The following is a 16,454-nucleotide window of genomic DNA, read 5'->3' as shown; positions in this document are numbered from 1 at the left end:
CGAGGCCCTTTTAACGTTTATCTATCACCTAATAAAGCTAGGCTTCAGCTTTTAAGCCGATCAAATCTTCTCTTTGATTTGCCACAGTATCTCATCAGCCACAACCGCCGGTGCAGAATAGCCGTCCGGCGTTTTAACCGTTAAAAATACACCGCTGGCGGTACGATTCATATGTAGCTGATATTGGCCCACATGTTCATACTTGCCTGACTCGTCATTGTAGACAGCGTCCTTATCATCTGAAAAGATGTATAACACTTCGCCACCTAGCCAAATCTTAAAGCCTTTTTGATTAGCAAGGTCCTCGCTCTTATCGATAGCTTCTTTGCCACCATTAACCTTATTGGTGCTATAAGAAGGCGCGCCATCCTCTTCATCGTCATCAAACCCGAGTGCCCGACCAAACGCATTACCACTATCAAAGGTAATCTCGTCACGGTCGGAATGTAACCACTCAAAGAAGCCCATCTTTTCAGTATCTTCAAACGGTGTTGACGTCGTGTAGGTCATATAAATAATACCTGCTTGTTGATCGCGGGTACCTACATCAAGGTCGGTCTGATCGATCGCCTGAATAATCTCTGCCCATGCCTGATCAACCGGCACGGTAATCTTCAGCGCAGGGAAGCCTTTAGAATCACGGCCCATCTGCGGCAGGTTATTTTGTTGGCGACGCAGCTCAAGCATACTCATGCTCTCGCTATTACTGGTCGACTTACTCAGATAACGCAGCATTTCAAACATCATATCGGTTTTATAACCAACATCTGTCGCGTCATCACTCCAGCTAACCGGTTGATCTTTCTCGTCCTGCGCCACCCGCACATGCTGCATCGTAATACTGGTTCGATTATAGTCATCCGCAACCGGACGCACCGACACCCGCAGCTTATCGCTAACAGGACCGTCGATATCTTGGAACGTCAGCCGTTTAATCATACTATCGACAAAACTTAGCTCTTTAGCATCCACATCGATCCAATCGGTTTCAATAACCCCTTCTTGTGGCGCTGATTTAGCTAAGCCAATATTGTTAAAGCGCCAGAAATCCTGCAACTGCACCCAAACATCGCCGATAGGCTCATCAACGACCAAAATTTTCTCGCCATCTTCACGCTTCAGATTAACCGAACCATTACCGGCATCAGCATAGAAGAACTCTGGACGAGGAACCGAAAAACTTCTACTGCGCTGCGAGGCGGTCTGCCCAGCATTTGGAATATCCAACGCATCCTGCATCGGTTTAGAGCGATCCTGAAGAGAAGGCGGTAGCTCGAGTCGTTTAGTTGCCTGCGCCTCTTCGTAGTTTTGGCTGCGATCGTTGATAATTCCATTCTCACCGTAAATCGGGTTTGAGTAAGAACCACATCCAGCAATACTTAACACAGCTGCTGCCAGAGGCAACAAGGCAATTATTCTCATTATGCTTGTCCGTTAGTTTCAGATAATTTCGCAGGCTTTCAGCGCTTCACGTACTTGATTGTGGTATTGCTCAGACAACACTGTTAGCGGCAACCGAGTACCTAATCCTATCAAGCCCATTTCTGACACGGCCCATTTCACAGGAATAGGGTTAGATTCGACAAACATCGCCGTATGCAGTGGCATTAAAGATGCCTGTAGCGCACGAGCCGCCTCAACCTCACCGGCAATGGCCAAACGGCAAAGCTCGCCCATCTGCGATGGAGCAACATTGGCCGTTACGGAGATATTACCGTCACCACCTAGCAGCATGAGTTCAACCGCAGTACCGTCATCTCCTGAATAGATCGCAAACTCTTTCGGCGCCGCATCAATCAAGGTTTTCGCACGATCAAGATCACCAGTAGCCTCTTTAATACCGATAATGTTCGGTATCTCAGCTAGACGTAAAACCGTTTCAGCCAGCATGTCGCAAGCCGTGCGGCCCGGCACGTTATAAAGAATCTGTGGAATATCGACCGCTTCAGCAATGGTTTTAAAATGCAGGAACAAGCCTTCTTGGGTCGGCTTGTTGTAATAAGGCGTCACCAACAAACAGGCATCAACACCAACATTTTTAGCCGCTGTCGTTAGCTCAATCGCTTCTTGGGTAGAGTTAGCGCCGGTACCGGCAATGACCGGAATCGCGCCAGCAACTCGATCAACGACCCGTTTAATGACCTGACAGTGCTCATCACAGTTCAGAGTTGCTGATTCGCCGCTGGTGCCAACCGCGACAATTGAGTCGGTGCCCTTCTCCAGATGAAAATCAACCAGTTTATCCAGCGCGTCCCAATCGACATCACCGTTTGAATTCATCGGGGTAACAAGAGCAACAATGCTGCCAGTAATCATCATGGTCTCCATCAAGAGGTATACAGAATGGTCTATGGTACTTGCCTGCGTTTTGCGGCTCAACCCATTTCAGCTCAATAAGTTAGCGTAATCTGAAAATTCAAAAAACGATGGTTAAAGTGGCTGCCAAAACTGTGTAATCTGTTATCGTATAAAAAGCGTATCATTCTAACTGATATCAATAAGATAAGCGTCGTTTTTAAGCCCGATTTTAAGGAAAATACATGAGCCAGCCAATAATTGATCAGCCAGTAACCGACTTCACTGCTGTAGCCACCAGCGATACCACTGTGACGCTATCCGAACTCAAAGGTTCCAACGTGGTTATCTATTTTTATCCTAAAGACAGCACCCCTGGCTGCACCACCGAGGGGCAAGATTTTCGTGATCTCTATGATCAATTCCAAGAGGCCAACACTCAGATCTTCGGTGTTTCACGGGACGGTATGCGCGCCCATGAAAACTTTAAAGCCAAACAAGCCTTTCCCTTCGAACTCATCAGCGACCCAGATGAAACATTGTGTCAGCTATTTGATGTTATTAAATTGAAGAAACTCTATGGCAAAGAGCATATGGGGATTGAACGCAGCACCTTTCTAATTGATGCTGAAGGCGTACTGCGTAAAGAGTGGCGTAAAGTGAAGGTCAAAGAACATGTTGCCGAAGTACTCGAAGCGGCAAAAGCGCTATAAGATGAAACAGCGTTGATCGAAAACAACGCTCCTTCGTAATAGCCCTGCCCGCCGGGCAGGGTATTGAATACTCTTATATAAAAACAGATACCTTTCCGCTTCAACCATGCATAAGCAAATCAATCGACACGAGCACAACGCTCAATCAGTGATCTTTTTTCTCGCGCTGAAAGCCTCAGGATCTTTGTCCTCATACATCGCATGATCCGCCCGCTGAAACAGTTCAACCATGGTTTCATTTTGCTGGTACTCAACCGCACCAAAACTGCATTCAAGATCGATATTATTCACGAAGGCTGTTGCCGCAATCACAGATTGCAACTTTAAAACCACGCCGGATGTTTGTTGCAGATCTGAACTCGGCAAGATAATCAAAAACTCGTCCCCACCCCAACGCGCGAGACTATCAATACTCCGCAGCGCCAAAGAGACCCTCTTTGCCAGCTCAACCAATACCTGATCACCAACATTATGACCATAGTTATCATTGATCAGCTTAAAATCATTGATATCAAAAAAAACTAACGACAAGGGGTGATTATAACGCTGAGAACGGGATATCTCTTTAGTTAGCTCTAGATTCGCTTTTTCACGGTTAGCGACCCGAGTTAGCGCATCGGTATGAGAAATTCGTTCAACCTTAACTATCTGTTCCTGCAACTGGCGATTACTTGCCTCTAAGGCTTCAGCTTTATGAGCTAGCAACCTCTCAAGGGTTTGATTACCCTGTTGAAGTAATAAGGTTTGCCGTTCCAGTTCTTCCTCAGCCATTTTACGATCATGAATATCATGATGACTACCGATCAACCGCGTAACAATACCATCGCTATCGCGCTGTACCGCTCGCGCCCTATCTTCGATCCAGAGATAACTACCATCAAGCTTTTTACACCGATACTCAATATGATAGACATCGCTTTCACCATTGATGTACTGCTCGATATGTAACATCACATCGGCATATTCATTGGGATGAATTATTTCCTCCCAGGTAAACACATCCGGCAGCAAAACCCCTACAGGATAGCCCAGCATACGATACCAACCAGGACTACGCACAACGTTGCCGGTTTCACCATTCCAATCCCAAATACCTTCGACGATCAGATCAAGTATCGAATTAAGCGTCAGGTCGGCAGAGCCTAATGACTCGTGCGTATATGTCTGAGGAGGCATATTTTAGGGTCGCTTTTATTATTTAGTCTCGGCGCTTCTATCGTCTTGGACAAAGGCATGGCTTTTCGGCCAAGCATTCAAAATAGCCTTGATAAGGGTAGCCAGTGGGATGGCAAAAAATACACCCCAGAACCCCCAAACACTACCAAACACTAACACCGCAATAATAATAGAGACAGGATGCAGATTAACCGCTTCCGAAAACAGTAGTGGTACTAACACATTACCATCGAGCGCTTGAATAATGCCGTAGGCCAGCATCAAGTACCAAAACTCATTCGTCCAACCCCATTGAAAGAAGCCGATCAAAGCAACGGGTAATGTAACCAGTGCGGCACCAATATAGGGTATCAGCACCGACAGCCCCACCATAATGCCTAACAGAGCCGCATAATTGATACCGAGCAGCGTGAAGGCGGCATAGGTAACTGAGCCAACAATAACAATCTCTATCACCTTACCGCGGACATAATTGGCGATCTGTTGATCCATTTCAGTCCAAACTTGGGTAAGCATCGCTTTCTTTTGTGGTAGAAAAGAGACCCACCAACGCACTAGGTTGCTGCCATCTTTTAAAAAGAAAAATACCAAAATCGGCACTAAGACCACATAGATAAGCAACGCGACTAATCCCGTAATCGAGCTCAAGGAATAGGTTACGACCATCTGCCCCAACTTTCTTAGCTCGGTCGTGGTCAAATCGATAATTTGAGTAATCTGCTGTTCTGAGAAAACATCAGGATACTGCTGCGGTAACAATAACAGAACTTCTTTGGCCTGAGTCACCATCCCCGGCAACTCATTAAACAGGTTAACCGATTGTTTCCACGCCAGCGGCATAATAAACAGTAGCAACGATAGCAACGCACCAATAAAGAAGGTAAAGACCAGCATCACGGATGCAAGGTGAGGTACATGATGCTCTTTCAACCAGATAATCATGCCCTGCATTAGAAATGCGAGAATAATACTGATAAAGACCGGTGTTAGCGCCTGTCCCAAATAGAGAATAACCCCCAAGGCGCCCGCCAAAAGCACCAACAACAGAATGACTTCTTCATTGGAAAAGTAGTTATCGATCCACTTGTTGAAAATTTTTCTCACACTTTGCTCCCTTAACCGCGCTGGATAAAATAAGTATACCGACCACCTTCGCTGAACGATTCCAGCATCTGATGGTCAGATTGATCGACAAAGGCCTTAAAATCCCGCTGTGATCCAGCATCTGTTGCCACCACTTTGAGAATTTTACCCGACGCCAGTTTATGTAACGCCTGCTTTGCTTTCAATAAAGGCAACGGACAATTTAGCCCGCAGGTGTCGAGTTGTTCATCCCAGTGGGACTCAGTCATAAAAAATGTCCTGATACAGTTAAGAGGACAGCAATATATACCAAAAAACGGGGTATTATAAACCACAATTACACTTAACTGTTTCTGTGGCCACAGAAACCCAGTATAAGGATCAAAAAATTGCGAACTGGACTTACACGATATCTATTAGCGGGCATCCTATCGCTGAGTGCCGTCTCGCCGATACAGGCCAATGAACTCCCTCTAATAGCCAACAGCTCCGCCACTATTTCACTTGAGCAGGAATATCAACTAGGCCGCACTTGGGCCAGGATGCTACGGGGTAGCGCAGCAGAATATGGCGACCCACTGCTGGTTAATTATATCGATGGCCTACTGTGGAAAATCGCGGCAAATAGTCAACTACAGGATCACCGCCTAGCGCTAATCGTACTCGACACCGCCGCGTTAAACGCTTTTGCCGTGCCGGGTGGCGTTGTCGGAATCAATGCTGGTTTACTACTCAGCGCTCAAGATGAACAGGAATTTGCATCGGTCATTGCCCACGAGCTTGCCCACCTATCGCAACGCCATTACGCACAACAATTAGAAGAGAGCCGCCGCAACACGCCCTTACTACTGGCCGGTATTTTAGCCAGCATCCTGATTGCCAGTGCCGATTCTCAAGCGGGCATGGCCGGTATTACGTCATCAATGGCGGCAGGCCAACAAGCCAGTATCAACTTTACCCGCCGTAACGAACAAGAAGCAGACCGTATCGGTATGTTGAATATGGCTAACTCCGGCTTTGACCCCTATGCTATGCCACGCATGTTTTCCCGATTACAGCGCTCTAGTCGCTTTCTCGGACAAAATCCTCCGGAGTTTTTGCTGACTCACCCCGTCACTGAATCCCGCATAGCGGACGCCGAAAACCGAGCAAGCCAACTGCCTAAACCCACCTACAAGAAGCAAGGCTACGACTACCAACTGCTGAAAAAAAGGGTAGAAGTGTATTACACCAAGGATATTAATCAGCTCATTAAGGGCTACCAACTCAGCGCTGCCGATGACCAACTGAGTAACTATGGCTTAGCCCTAGCCCTGATAAAAAAAGGTGATTATAGCCAAGCCAAAACCGCATTAAAAAGCTTACCCAGTAACTTACAGCAACATCTCTATATCCGTCTGACCTACGCCGAACTCGCACTCGCCGCTGGCGAAACACAGGATGCGTTACGGCAGATGGAACAGCTGGATAAGCTTTACCCCGACAGCTACCCCGTCAGGCAGCGCTACGCCAAAGCACTGAGCGCTAACCGTCAGTATAAAAAAGCAGCCCGCATACTGAGTGAATTAAGCCAACGCTTTCCTGATAATAGTTTTATCTGGTATGAATTAGCCGAAACCCAAGGATTAGCCGGTAATACCTTGGGTGTCCACGAAGCCCGAGTCGAATACTTCCTATTGATAGGGGCTACCGATAAAGCACTGCAACAGATTAAATTCGCCCTACGCGAAAAAGGACTCAGCAGCAGTGATATCGCCAGATTGGAAGAGCGTCAACGGGAAGCAGAACAGGTCAGAGAGCAGATTAAAAACGCGCTTTAATAGGCGTAAAACTCTCTGATATATAAATTGCGTACTGCTACAGAGCAATGATCCGAATGATCAAGTTTTATTTACTCATACCCATTTTAAGAGGTGCAAGCCTTGTGATACCCCTTAATTGCTGCTTTTATAACCATTATAGATGGTCATGACATACCTTAGTTGATACGTTCAACCTGAGGTAATCACTGCTTATAGCCTATGGCACCAGCAGCAAACATAAGGCCTGTACACGATAACGATCGCCTTATTACTCAATTGATGGCGGAAGAGACAGATGTTCAAAGAGGTTATGCGATGAAACTGATACAGGATGACACATTGGAATTTGAAGAGATTCCCAATGATTCAGAGTCAATAGAGGTCTCCCGAAAGTCATACCGCATCCCTGTCAAAGACAGAGAAACCTCGCTACTGATTACGAATGACTCAACATACCCGCTTATAGATATCAGCAATGAAGGTGTCTGCATTGCTATTGATGCCACTGCCCCCCTCTCTTCCGCGGATATTACACCTGACTGCAAGATCGTTTTGGGTGAATTCCATTTTGACGGCTTAGTCGGTGAAGTGGTCCACTCATCACTGAATGAGGAAGGTAATTGGATATGCGGTATCCAATGGCAGCACATCGATGAAACAACCCGCAGCGCCTTAGATCAGGCATTACTCCACCTCCGTAAAGAGATATTTGAAGATGCCTGAGCCAAAAAATCGGGATATTATGGACTCGCTGTTAAGCGATGATGTCGACGACAGTATCGATGAACTTCAGCAACTCAATAATATTATTTTTTGTGATGCCGAAGACTCCGTTGTTGCAGAGCCACCCAAAAATCAGGGCGAACTCATCTGGGAAACCGAAAATGATCAGTTTGCGATTCATGCTTGGAAACTAAAGGGCAAGATCAGTCTTAAATTTATCACTAAATCGAAGACCAATGTCTCGGTAGAAAGGCTTGCTAAGATTGCATTAAACGCCATCCTTGATGACCTTAAGAAGGCTAACCCATGACTATTATTGTTTGCCCAAACTGCTCGCGTAAACATCATGCCGATACCAGCCGTTTTGCTGAGAAAAAACGGTTCGTGGTGCGCTGTAAAGCTTGCGAGCATAAGTTTGTCATCAATCTTGATCACAACGGCCTTGTTCAGCCCGATGCAATACAATCGAAACCAGTTGTACAGCCGCCAGCGGCGCAGCCTGCCGTTGTTGCTGCGCCACAACCCGCTCCGATCATTGAAACCCCTAGAGTACCGAAGACCCCGCGAAAAATTTGCGTATCACTCAGCAAAGGCGGAGTCGGAAAAACAACCACGGCGGTTAACCTCAGTGCCGGCTTGGCGATGGCGGGCTATAAGGTACTCTTAATCGATACGGATACCCAGGGTCAGTCATCCTTCATGCTGGGTAAAAAACCACCCGCGGGTTTAACTGAACTATTGACCGGCGAACTCACCGCCAAAGAAACAATCGTCGAAGCCAGACCCAATCTATGGCTACTCAGTGGCGGCCGATCCTTGGCCGGCGTTAAACGCATCATCGATAAAAAAAGTTTTGGCTCTGAATGGACCCTATCGGAAGCGATGGCAGAAGTAGATACCGCTTACGACTACGTCATTATCGATACCTCACCGGGCTGGGATCAGCTAACTGTCAACGTACTCTTCTATGCCACCGAAGTACTGACTCCGGTCTCATTAGAAGTGATGTCACTCCATGGGTTAGCGGAATTTACTAAAAACCTTCACGCGATTAAAAAATACAAAGATATAGATCTCAATTATATCTTACCGACCTTTCTCGACACCCGAGTGGAACAACCCAAGCATATCTATCGCAAGCTACAGAGCTTATACAACGATAAGGTTTGCACCCCAATACGCTATGACGAGCAATTAAGCCGCTCACCTTCGCACGGTGAAACCATCTTTGAGTTTCTGCCCGACGGAGATGGCGCTGCAGATTATGCCGCACTGGTACGCACCATTACGAAAGACAAAACCATTTTGCTCGGTGGCGTTAAACATGGTGGTAATGAGGAAACGGTCATTCCATCGCTATAAGGAACCTAGACGTCATACAAGCCTGCACCATGCTTTAACAGACGCGACTCTTGCTCTCTCTAGCAACCCCGTGGCAGCGGGGTTTTGTTAGACGACCCAATCATCAGCCAACAAATTTAAACGACGAAGATCAACGCTCAAAGCCTGCTCACCTAAACGACTTACAGTGATGCCATGCGCTAAGCATTGAAAGCTACCCTTTCCTATCAACCTCAACCCTATCATCCTTACGGTGAGTCTCGCGCATCGCTTTCACCACGAAGGCTCCACCCAAAAGGCCTAACAGACCAATACTATAACTCGCCATCGCCAGCCCCGATAATTTCACCATCAAGCCAATCAGCAATGGGCCCGAAGTAGAACCCACATCCGACAGCAGGCGCCAGATACCAATAAAGCCGCCCCGGTTTAATCGAGGTGCTAAATCCGACCCCACCGTCATAATCACCCCCGCAGAAACCCCGTTACCCAGCCCCATCAAAGATGCGATCAGAATTAAGCTCCACAACCCTTCGGCCATCGGCAGCAAACTGATACTCAGGCCCAGTAACGTCAAACTTGCAATAAACATCGGCTTACGACCAATGCGATCCATCATGGTACCCGCGGGGTAAAACAGTAACGTATCAACCACCGCGCCAATGGAGATAACCATGCCAATACTGGTTTCGTCCAACAATAACGCCGCGCCGGTGAGGGGTAATAACAACGCTCTGGATGCGCGTACCAACATCAAAGCCAGAGATGCGACACCCGCCGTTAACAACACCTTGCGGTTGTCGACCACCGCATCTTGCAACGCGGCCACATGATGGCTATCCTCTCCATGAGGTTTGCTATAGACAACCCATAAAGCCACAAAGAGCACCACCAACAAAGAACTGAGGGTGAAGACCGCGAGTGTAACCTGATACCCTTGCGCCGCAATCATAAACCCTGCCAGTAAGGGCCCCACCACATTACCGAGCCGAATGGTGCCCGCAGATAGCGACATCACCCGACCTCGTTCATTCGGCGCGGCGGCATCGGAGACATAGGAGATTCGTCCCACCAGCCAGCTGCCATGAGCAAAACCCAGTAATAATGCCGCTGCCGTCAACACGCCCAGCGTAGGAAATAGAGCCATCAGAGCCAAAGACAGAGAAGAGGTGACGGCCGCACCCAGCATTAAGCGTTTATCACCAAATCGCGCTAACAGTAAGCCTGCTGGTAGATCACCCAGCATCATACCAATCCCCTTAAAACCGATAATCATCGCTGATTCCGCTAGGGTTCCACCAATCGATAACACGTATAAGGGTAAAACCACCAATAAGGCCTGCTGAATGGTAGACACAATGGCGGCAGGACAAATCACCGGGAGAAAAAACTTACGGACTAATTGCGACACGCGACAACCTATATGACGAAGGAGGTAATACGTTAAAAAAACTGGCTGAATTGTAAAGATTAATCCCGCTATTAACGAGCTTATATAGACATAGATCTACACGGGCTTTGCGATACCCTCTTAGACAACGCTATCGACAGTCTCCAATAATAAAAACTAATGAGTATAAAGTTTACATTTGACCGCTGTCGGTATTGAGGTATTGCATGTCAACTCATCTGTCACGAATGAGACTCTAACACTGAGAGGCGTAAAGAATCTGATAAAAAAACAACCCAAATGATGAATTTTTCTAACCTTTGGTGCAAGAATTACTCGTTTGTTTCACTTTAGACGAAGGTCTAAGATGTCTCTTATCGTAAACATTCAAAGGAATACCATCATGATCAAATATAACTTCGACGCTGAATCGAGCAACAGTGATCTACAAGCCATCGTTGCAGAAGCTAATGAAGAGCGCGCGGCTTATCTAAAAGAGATCCTTTCTAATAGCGTACAAAAAGTCATCAACCTATTCTCAACCGAACTGCCGGCTTTCTTCACAGGTCCACTGGCTCACCGTTAAGCGATCCAGTCGTCTTTCTCTCAGCCGTTAGCCGATGACATAATTAATATGTACTGGTTGCTCACTGCTATTAACAAGACTTAATCTTATATTGCCCACCTTTAGACCCTCGGCTATATCAAGATAACGGTCATCTAAAGCTGCCTCGCTTTTATCAAGATAATAACCACTCTCGACTTTGGTCAACTGACGCCTATCACTAGCTAGCTAGTGAAGATCTGTACTATCCCCCCTATGAATCGCCATCGCTTAGTATCATTAATGCCGCTTCGGCACAGGCTATGTCCTCAGCAACCTTACCGCCGGACACACCGACAGCCCCTACCACCACCGAATCAACCCAAGCTGGGAGGCCACCACCAAACAAAGCCACTTTTTCATGTTGTGCTAGGCCGTTTGCCAGCACCGCTTGCCCCTCAAGCGCCTCAGCCCATTTATCAGTGGACCGTTTAAAATGCACGGCGGTATATGCTTTTTTCTCAGCGTAATCCATCGATGGCATCGGTGCCCCAGGTTCTCGCAGAGACACCAACCGGTGACCCGCACTATCGACCACCACGACATTAATCTTAATACCTAATTCATTACCTTTATCGATGGCCGCCTTTGCCATTAATAAAGCAGCATCCAGCGTCAGGGATGCCTGTACATGGGTTTTATTCATCATATCTCCTATTATTACCGTTGGCAGATGCCGCTTTCTCGCATTGTATAGGCAAAGCCATTTTAGCGAGTAATGATGCATCTTTATGATAACAATTGCTTCTATAAATCGCTTTCATCTATCATCTATCATCTATCAACACCATCACACATAGGAAATGTTATGACACTGGCAGCATCCGACATTCGGGCCTATCACGCACATGTTTACTTCGATGCCAATACCCTTAATCAAGCAACCAAGCTCTGTGAGCAGGCCCGCGATCACCTCGCTGTCGCCATGGGTCGCGTCCATCAGAAACCCGTAGGACCTCACCCTGAGTGGAGTTGCCAGCTATCCTTTAGTGCAGAGCAGATCGGCAATGTGCTTCCCTGGTTAATGCTTAATCGTAACGGGCTCACGGTGTTTATTCACCCAGTAACCGGCAGCGATCTTGATGACCACACTAAATACATTATGTGGCTCGGTGACAGCAAGCCGCTAAATACCACCCAATTCCTTTAGGCATCCGTCGGCACACCTAGACTCTACTACCTTATCGACAGCCTTATCGATAATAGTTTTTACCCCCAGGCAATGCGCGCTTATCCGTTTTGAGCGTATTACCGCTGACGGCTTAACACTCTATTTCGCCTCTAGTGCCTCGCTGTTTCAGCCTCTTCGCTTCTTTTTCTGACCTTTTTCTGTCTTTTTCTGTCTTTTTCTGTGAGCGCTTTTTCTGGCCTTATTTATGGCCTAGTTGTGAGTTCATGCTAATGGCCAATGTTTTTATTGACGCACATCTAATGTAAACCAACATATAATGGTTTATTAATTTAGCCACTGCTAATATGAAATGGCACGCTTAATCCTTGGCGCTACTAGAAAGCGCTACTAGAAAGGAGTCAGAGATGGATCTTTTTTGCAAAGCTCAGTTATCTCTGTGGTTGATCATTCTCGCATGTCTGAGTACCGATGCTTATGCAGTCATCGCCAGTGAAAAGCTGGATCAGAACATCACGACGGCTGACCACTCAGAGTTTAAAGTTCTACAGCAGCAGTTTCATAGTGGCCCCGAAGTCACTAAAGCTTGCCTTCAATGCCACACCGAAGCGGCTAAACAAGTCCAACAGAGCCTCCACTGGACATGGGAGTATGTTCAGCCAAAAACACTTCAAACACTGGGTAAACGTCACGTTATTAATAGCTTTTGCGGCTCAGTCACTTCAAACGAACCCCGCTGCACAAGCTGTCACGCCGGTTACGGTTGGGAGGATATGAAACAGCCGCCACCCACGGATGAAACCAGTGTCGATTGCCTCGTCTGTCACGACACCACGGGCGGTTACATTAAGCTTCCGAACGCGGCCGGTCATCCAGCCTATCAACCGATGGAGTCCCCCCTCGACAGCGGGCATATGAAAGCCCCTCCCGATTTGACCGTTATTGCGCAAAATGTCGGCCATAGCCAGCCCGCCAACTGTGGCTCATGTCACTTCTACGGTGGCGGAGGTGACGGAGTTAAACATGGTGATCTCGACTCATCACTGGTTAATCCACCGAAATCACTGGATGTCCACCTATCGGCCGAAGGCGCTAACTTTGCTTGTTCTGACTGCCATACCACGACAGGCCATATCACCGCCGGTAGCCGCTACCAAGGAAATGCTCACGACACCCAAGGTATCGATGTCCCCGGGCATACCGATATGAGCAGGGCTTCTTGCGAATCATGCCATGGCGCAGCCCCACACCATGAAGAGAAGCTCAATGAACACGTTGACCGAGTCGCCTGTCAAAGCTGTCATATTCCCGCCTTTGCTCGGGGAGGTGTGGCGACTAAAACCTGGTGGGATTGGTCAACGGCAGGCAAGCTCGATGAAAACAACAAACCGATGACGGTTTACGATGAAAATGGCCATCTCAGCTACCTGAGCACCAAAGGCGACTTCCACTATGCCGAAAATGTCACACCAGAGTATCGTTGGTTTAACGGTACCGTCCACTACACCCTGCAAACGGACACCATCGATAGTGATCATCCGCCTGTCCAAGTTAACTGGATAGAGGGTAGCGCTCATGATCCTGATGCTCGGATCTGGCCATTCAAAATCATGCATGGCAAACAACCGTTCGATACCGTTAACAAAACCCTGCTCATTAACCATGTGTATAGCCCGACCGATGATAGTGCTTTATGGACTAATTTTGACTGGGCCAAAGCCCTCGCCGCGGGTACCAAAATAGCCGGACAGCCCTATAGCGGCCAATTCGATTTCATCGAAACCGAAATGTACTGGCCAATCAGTCATATGGTTGGCCCCGCAGACAGTGCCGTTAAATGCAGCAGTTGTCATGCGCGTAATAGCCGGCTCAATGGAATACCCGATATCTATATTCCAGCACGAGATCACAACTCACTGCTCGATAAAATCGGTTGGGGCACCGCTCTATTGATGTTAATCGGAAGTGCGGCACATGCGGGTGGACGTGGTATCTCAGCACTACGCAGACGGAGGAATAAGAAATGAGCAGAGTGATGGTATTCAAACGTTTTGAACGCTTCTGGCACTGGTCTCAGGCCGCGTTGATCTTCTTCCTGTTGTTTACCGGCTTTGAAGTACATGGCACCTATCAGGTGCTTGGTTTCGGCAAAGCGGTGCAACTACATTCAACCGCCGCTTGGGCGCTGATTACCCTCTGGGTGTTTGCTATTTTCTGGCACTTTACGACCGGAGAGTGGCGTCAATACATACCGGTAACCGATAAACTAGGGGCGGTTATCTACTATTATGCGGTGGGTACTTTTACCGGCGCCGCCCACCCTTTCAAAAAAACTACCCTAGCCAAGCATAACCCATTACAGCGGCTTGCCTACCTATGGCTCAAGTTGATAATCTCGCCACTGATCTGGGTATCCGGCTTGTTATATCTGTTCTATAACCAACTGGATCAAATAGGTCTTGGCAATATACCACTCGAATGGATCGCCCTAACCCACACCGCGGCGGCCTTTTTGATGATGATCTTTATTATTGCGCATGTGTACATGGCGACCATGGGTAAAACACCACTGAGCCTGATTAAACCGATGATTACCGGTTACGAGCCAGAACAGGAGGATGCGACTGCGGCCAGCGCCTCTAATGAACAAAGCGGGGAGAAACCCTTATGAAAATCGCTATTACCAGTCAAAACCGAAAAACCGTGACGCCCCATGCAGGCGTCTGTCGTAATTTCTGGGTCTTCACTATTAATGATCAGCAGATCACGGATAAAACACTGCTAGAACTGACCAAAGAACAGTCCTTTCATAACAGTGAGCCCTTAGCGGCACACCCACTGGATGGTATTGATGTGTTATTAACCGGCGGTATGGGTGCAGGCTTACCTAAACGTTTAGCCCGCCAAGGCATCGAAGCCCTTGTTACCCCAGAGTCAGACCCCACGGAAGCAGTTTCCTGCTATCTAGATTCACTTAAACATCCGGCATAGCCGATAAAACTGCTCAAAGAGATCTGAATCAACAAACACCGATACGGAATCTATCAAGGATCTCTGTATCGGTGACTTCTATCATCTATGTATCTGTCACTAGCAACGATCAAAATACAAACAAACGTTTAACCGTAGCCACATCTATTATTGACAAGGCACCTTAATCAACATCTTCCGGCATCGGGTGAGCATCAATCTGTTCCGTAATCCGCTCAACCTGCCTTTCAGCTGCCAGGCTGCTCTCTTCAAAACGTGCCACGTGATACAGCGCATCCCCTTCATTAACCACTGGAATATTATTCTGGCCAATAATAATACCGGAATGCTGGGCGACGACTTCCTCTTCCTGTGTACCAAAGGGGGACGCCACGATACCCATGGATTGTCCTTTCGTCACTCGCTGACCTACCGACACCACCGAGCGGAACACACCGTCAGAGTTGGTTCTGATCCACGCGGAAGAGTTAGCAACAACCGAGGTTAACTCTTTTTTAGAGCGCTTCAATGCCGGCAACATCTTCAGATGGCGCACCACATTCATCACTCCGCGAATTCCCCCGCGGATCGCACTATCATCAAACCGCAGGGCCTCACCCGCTTCATAGAGAATCAGTGATATATCAGCCTCATCGGCACACTGTCGCAGTGATCCATCACGTAATTTAGAATCGATAATCACCGGCGCACCAAAGGCGTTCGCCATCTCTCTGGCAACAGAATTATCTAAATTCGCTCTAATCTGTGGCATGTTGCTGCGATGAATAGCCCCTGTATGCAGATCCACCACATGGGTGCAGTGGCTAAGAATCTGAGTGCGAAATATAAAGGCGATTCGGCTCGCCAGAGAGCCTTTTTCACTCCCCGGAAAACAACGGTTCAGATCACGTCGATCGGGTAAATAGCGGCTTTGTTGAATAAAGCCAAAGATATTCACCACCGGCACAATAATCAAGGTACCGGCAATCCGATGTAGCGACTTATGTTTAAGTAACTGGCGGCAAATTTCCACGCCATTAAGTTCATCGCCATGAATCGCGGCACAGACCATCAATGTGGGTCCTGTACGGCGACCATGGATAACCTCAATATCCAAATCTAAATGGGTATTGGTATAGAGGCGCGCCAGATCGACATGGATCGTTTTGCGCTCACCGGGCTGAACAATACACCCAGCAATTTCGATAGGCTGATTCAGTTGTGACAT

General features: G+C 47.6%; 18 protein-coding genes. 10 read left to right on the top strand and 8 right to left on the bottom strand.

Features of this window, described 5'->3' with window-relative positions; all coding sequences use genetic code 11:
• Positions 1-60: 60 nt before the first annotated feature.
• Positions 61-1,422 (bottom strand): outer membrane protein assembly factor BamC, encoded by a 1,362-nt coding sequence (bamC, locus tag EH243_RS10405; protein ID WP_126158601.1) that lies wholly within the window; start codon positions 1,420-1,422, stop codon positions 61-63.
• 18 nt (positions 1,423-1,440) lie between these two features.
• Positions 1,441-2,316, bottom strand: a complete 876-nt coding sequence (gene dapA, locus EH243_RS10400; protein WP_126158600.1) for a 4-hydroxy-tetrahydrodipicolinate synthase — start codon at positions 2,314-2,316, stop codon at positions 1,441-1,443.
• A 224-nt stretch (positions 2,317-2,540) separates the two neighbouring features.
• Here dapA and EH243_RS10395 point away from each other — a divergent pair, with 224 nt between their 5' ends.
• Entirely contained in the window at positions 2,541-3,008 is a 468-nt protein-coding gene (locus EH243_RS10395) for a peroxiredoxin (protein ID WP_126158599.1), read from the top strand.
• Positions 3,009-3,149: 141 nt separating this feature from the next.
• On the opposite strand, the gene EH243_RS10390 is transcribed toward EH243_RS10395, so the two are convergent.
• The 3 genes from EH243_RS10390 to EH243_RS10380 are packed head-to-tail and all read right to left on the bottom strand — an operon-like array spanning position 3,150 to position 5,536.
• Positions 3,150-4,184: a sensor domain-containing diguanylate cyclase gene (locus EH243_RS10390; RefSeq protein ID WP_126158598.1), complete on the bottom strand. Its 1,035-nt coding sequence runs from the start codon at positions 4,182-4,184 to the stop codon at positions 3,150-3,152.
• Positions 4,185-4,202: 18 nt separating this feature from the next.
• Positions 4,203-5,288: an AI-2E family transporter gene (locus tag EH243_RS10385; RefSeq protein ID WP_126158597.1), complete on the bottom strand. Its 1,086-nt coding sequence runs from the start codon at positions 5,286-5,288 to the stop codon at positions 4,203-4,205.
• Positions 5,289-5,299: 11 nt separating this feature from the next.
• Positions 5,300-5,536, bottom strand: coding sequence for a sulfurtransferase TusA family protein (locus EH243_RS10380; protein WP_126158596.1), 237 nt, complete (start codon positions 5,534-5,536; stop codon positions 5,300-5,302).
• Positions 5,537-5,656: 120 nt separating this feature from the next.
• On the opposite strand from EH243_RS10380, the gene EH243_RS10375 reads away from it, so the two are divergent.
• The 4 genes from EH243_RS10375 (at position 5,657) to EH243_RS10360 (ending at position 9,154) form a co-directional block, all read left to right on the top strand.
• Complete coding sequence (locus EH243_RS10375) at positions 5,657-7,087, top strand: M48 family metalloprotease (RefSeq protein WP_126158595.1); 1,431 nt, start codon at positions 5,657-5,659, stop codon at positions 7,085-7,087.
• Between the two features lie 297 nt (positions 7,088-7,384).
• On the top strand, positions 7,385-7,792 hold the full coding sequence (locus tag EH243_RS10370) for a PilZ domain-containing protein (RefSeq protein WP_164549098.1): 408 nt from the start codon (positions 7,385-7,387) through the stop codon (positions 7,790-7,792).
• Complete coding sequence (locus tag EH243_RS10365) at positions 7,785-8,102, top strand: hypothetical protein (RefSeq protein ID WP_126158593.1); 318 nt, start codon at positions 7,785-7,787, stop codon at positions 8,100-8,102. Before EH243_RS10370 ends, EH243_RS10365 begins: the two co-directional genes overlap by 8 nt.
• Positions 8,099-9,154 (top strand): AAA family ATPase, encoded by a 1,056-nt coding sequence (locus EH243_RS10360; RefSeq protein WP_126158592.1) that lies wholly within the window; start codon positions 8,099-8,101, stop codon positions 9,152-9,154. Before EH243_RS10365 ends, EH243_RS10360 begins: the two co-directional genes overlap by 4 nt.
• A gap of 193 nt (positions 9,155-9,347) precedes the next feature.
• On the opposite strand, the gene EH243_RS10355 is transcribed toward EH243_RS10360, so the two are convergent.
• Positions 9,348-10,544 carry an MFS transporter gene (locus EH243_RS10355; protein ID WP_164549097.1) on the bottom strand — a complete coding sequence of 399 codons (1,197 nt, stop codon included), beginning with the start codon at positions 10,542-10,544 and terminating at the stop codon, positions 9,348-9,350.
• Positions 10,545-10,926: 382 nt separating this feature from the next.
• Between EH243_RS10355 and EH243_RS10350 the strand changes: the two genes are divergently transcribed.
• The gene (locus tag EH243_RS10350) at positions 10,927-11,109 is read left to right on the top strand and encodes an RSP_7527 family protein (protein ID WP_126158590.1); all 183 of its coding nucleotides are present in this window, start codon (positions 10,927-10,929) and stop codon (positions 11,107-11,109) included.
• 232 nt (positions 11,110-11,341) lie between these two features.
• Here the strand turns inward: EH243_RS10350 and EH243_RS10345 are convergent, their stop codons facing one another.
• Positions 11,342-11,773 carry a GlcG/HbpS family heme-binding protein gene (locus tag EH243_RS10345; protein ID WP_164549096.1) on the bottom strand — a complete coding sequence of 144 codons (432 nt, stop codon included), beginning with the start codon at positions 11,771-11,773 and terminating at the stop codon, positions 11,342-11,344.
• A 162-nt stretch (positions 11,774-11,935) separates the two neighbouring features.
• Here EH243_RS10345 and EH243_RS10340 point away from each other — a divergent pair, with 162 nt between their 5' ends.
• The 4 genes from EH243_RS10340 (at position 11,936) to EH243_RS10325 (ending at position 15,247) form a co-directional block, all read left to right on the top strand.
• The gene (locus EH243_RS10340; RefSeq protein ID WP_126158588.1) at positions 11,936-12,277 is read left to right on the top strand and encodes a DOPA 4,5-dioxygenase family protein; all 342 of its coding nucleotides are present in this window, start codon (positions 11,936-11,938) and stop codon (positions 12,275-12,277) included.
• 386 nt (positions 12,278-12,663) lie between these two features.
• On the top strand, positions 12,664-14,283 hold the full coding sequence (locus tag EH243_RS10335; protein WP_126158587.1) for a tetrathionate reductase family octaheme c-type cytochrome: 1,620 nt from the start codon (positions 12,664-12,666) through the stop codon (positions 14,281-14,283).
• Positions 14,280-14,927, top strand: coding sequence for a cytochrome b/b6 domain-containing protein (locus EH243_RS10330; RefSeq protein WP_126158586.1), 648 nt, complete (start codon positions 14,280-14,282; stop codon positions 14,925-14,927). Before EH243_RS10335 ends, EH243_RS10330 begins: the two co-directional genes overlap by 4 nt.
• A complete protein-coding gene (locus EH243_RS10325; RefSeq protein ID WP_126158585.1) occupies positions 14,924-15,247 on the top strand; it encodes a NifB/NifX family molybdenum-iron cluster-binding protein in 324 nt (107 codons plus the stop codon). The genes EH243_RS10330 and EH243_RS10325 overlap by 4 nt, the downstream gene beginning before the upstream one ends.
• Before the next feature lie 163 nt (positions 15,248-15,410).
• On the opposite strand, the gene EH243_RS10320 is transcribed toward EH243_RS10325, so the two are convergent.
• Positions 15,411-16,454 carry a succinylglutamate desuccinylase/aspartoacylase family protein gene (locus tag EH243_RS10320; protein WP_126158584.1) on the bottom strand — a complete coding sequence of 348 codons (1,044 nt, stop codon included), beginning with the start codon at positions 16,452-16,454 and terminating at the stop codon, positions 15,411-15,413.

It is taken from the genome of Amphritea opalescens, assembly GCF_003957515.1.
Classification (GTDB): Bacteria; Pseudomonadota; Gammaproteobacteria; order Pseudomonadales; family Balneatricaceae; genus Amphritea; species Amphritea opalescens.
The sequence above is the reverse complement of the archived record's forward strand: the minus strand, read 5'-3'. Positions and strand labels throughout refer to the sequence as shown.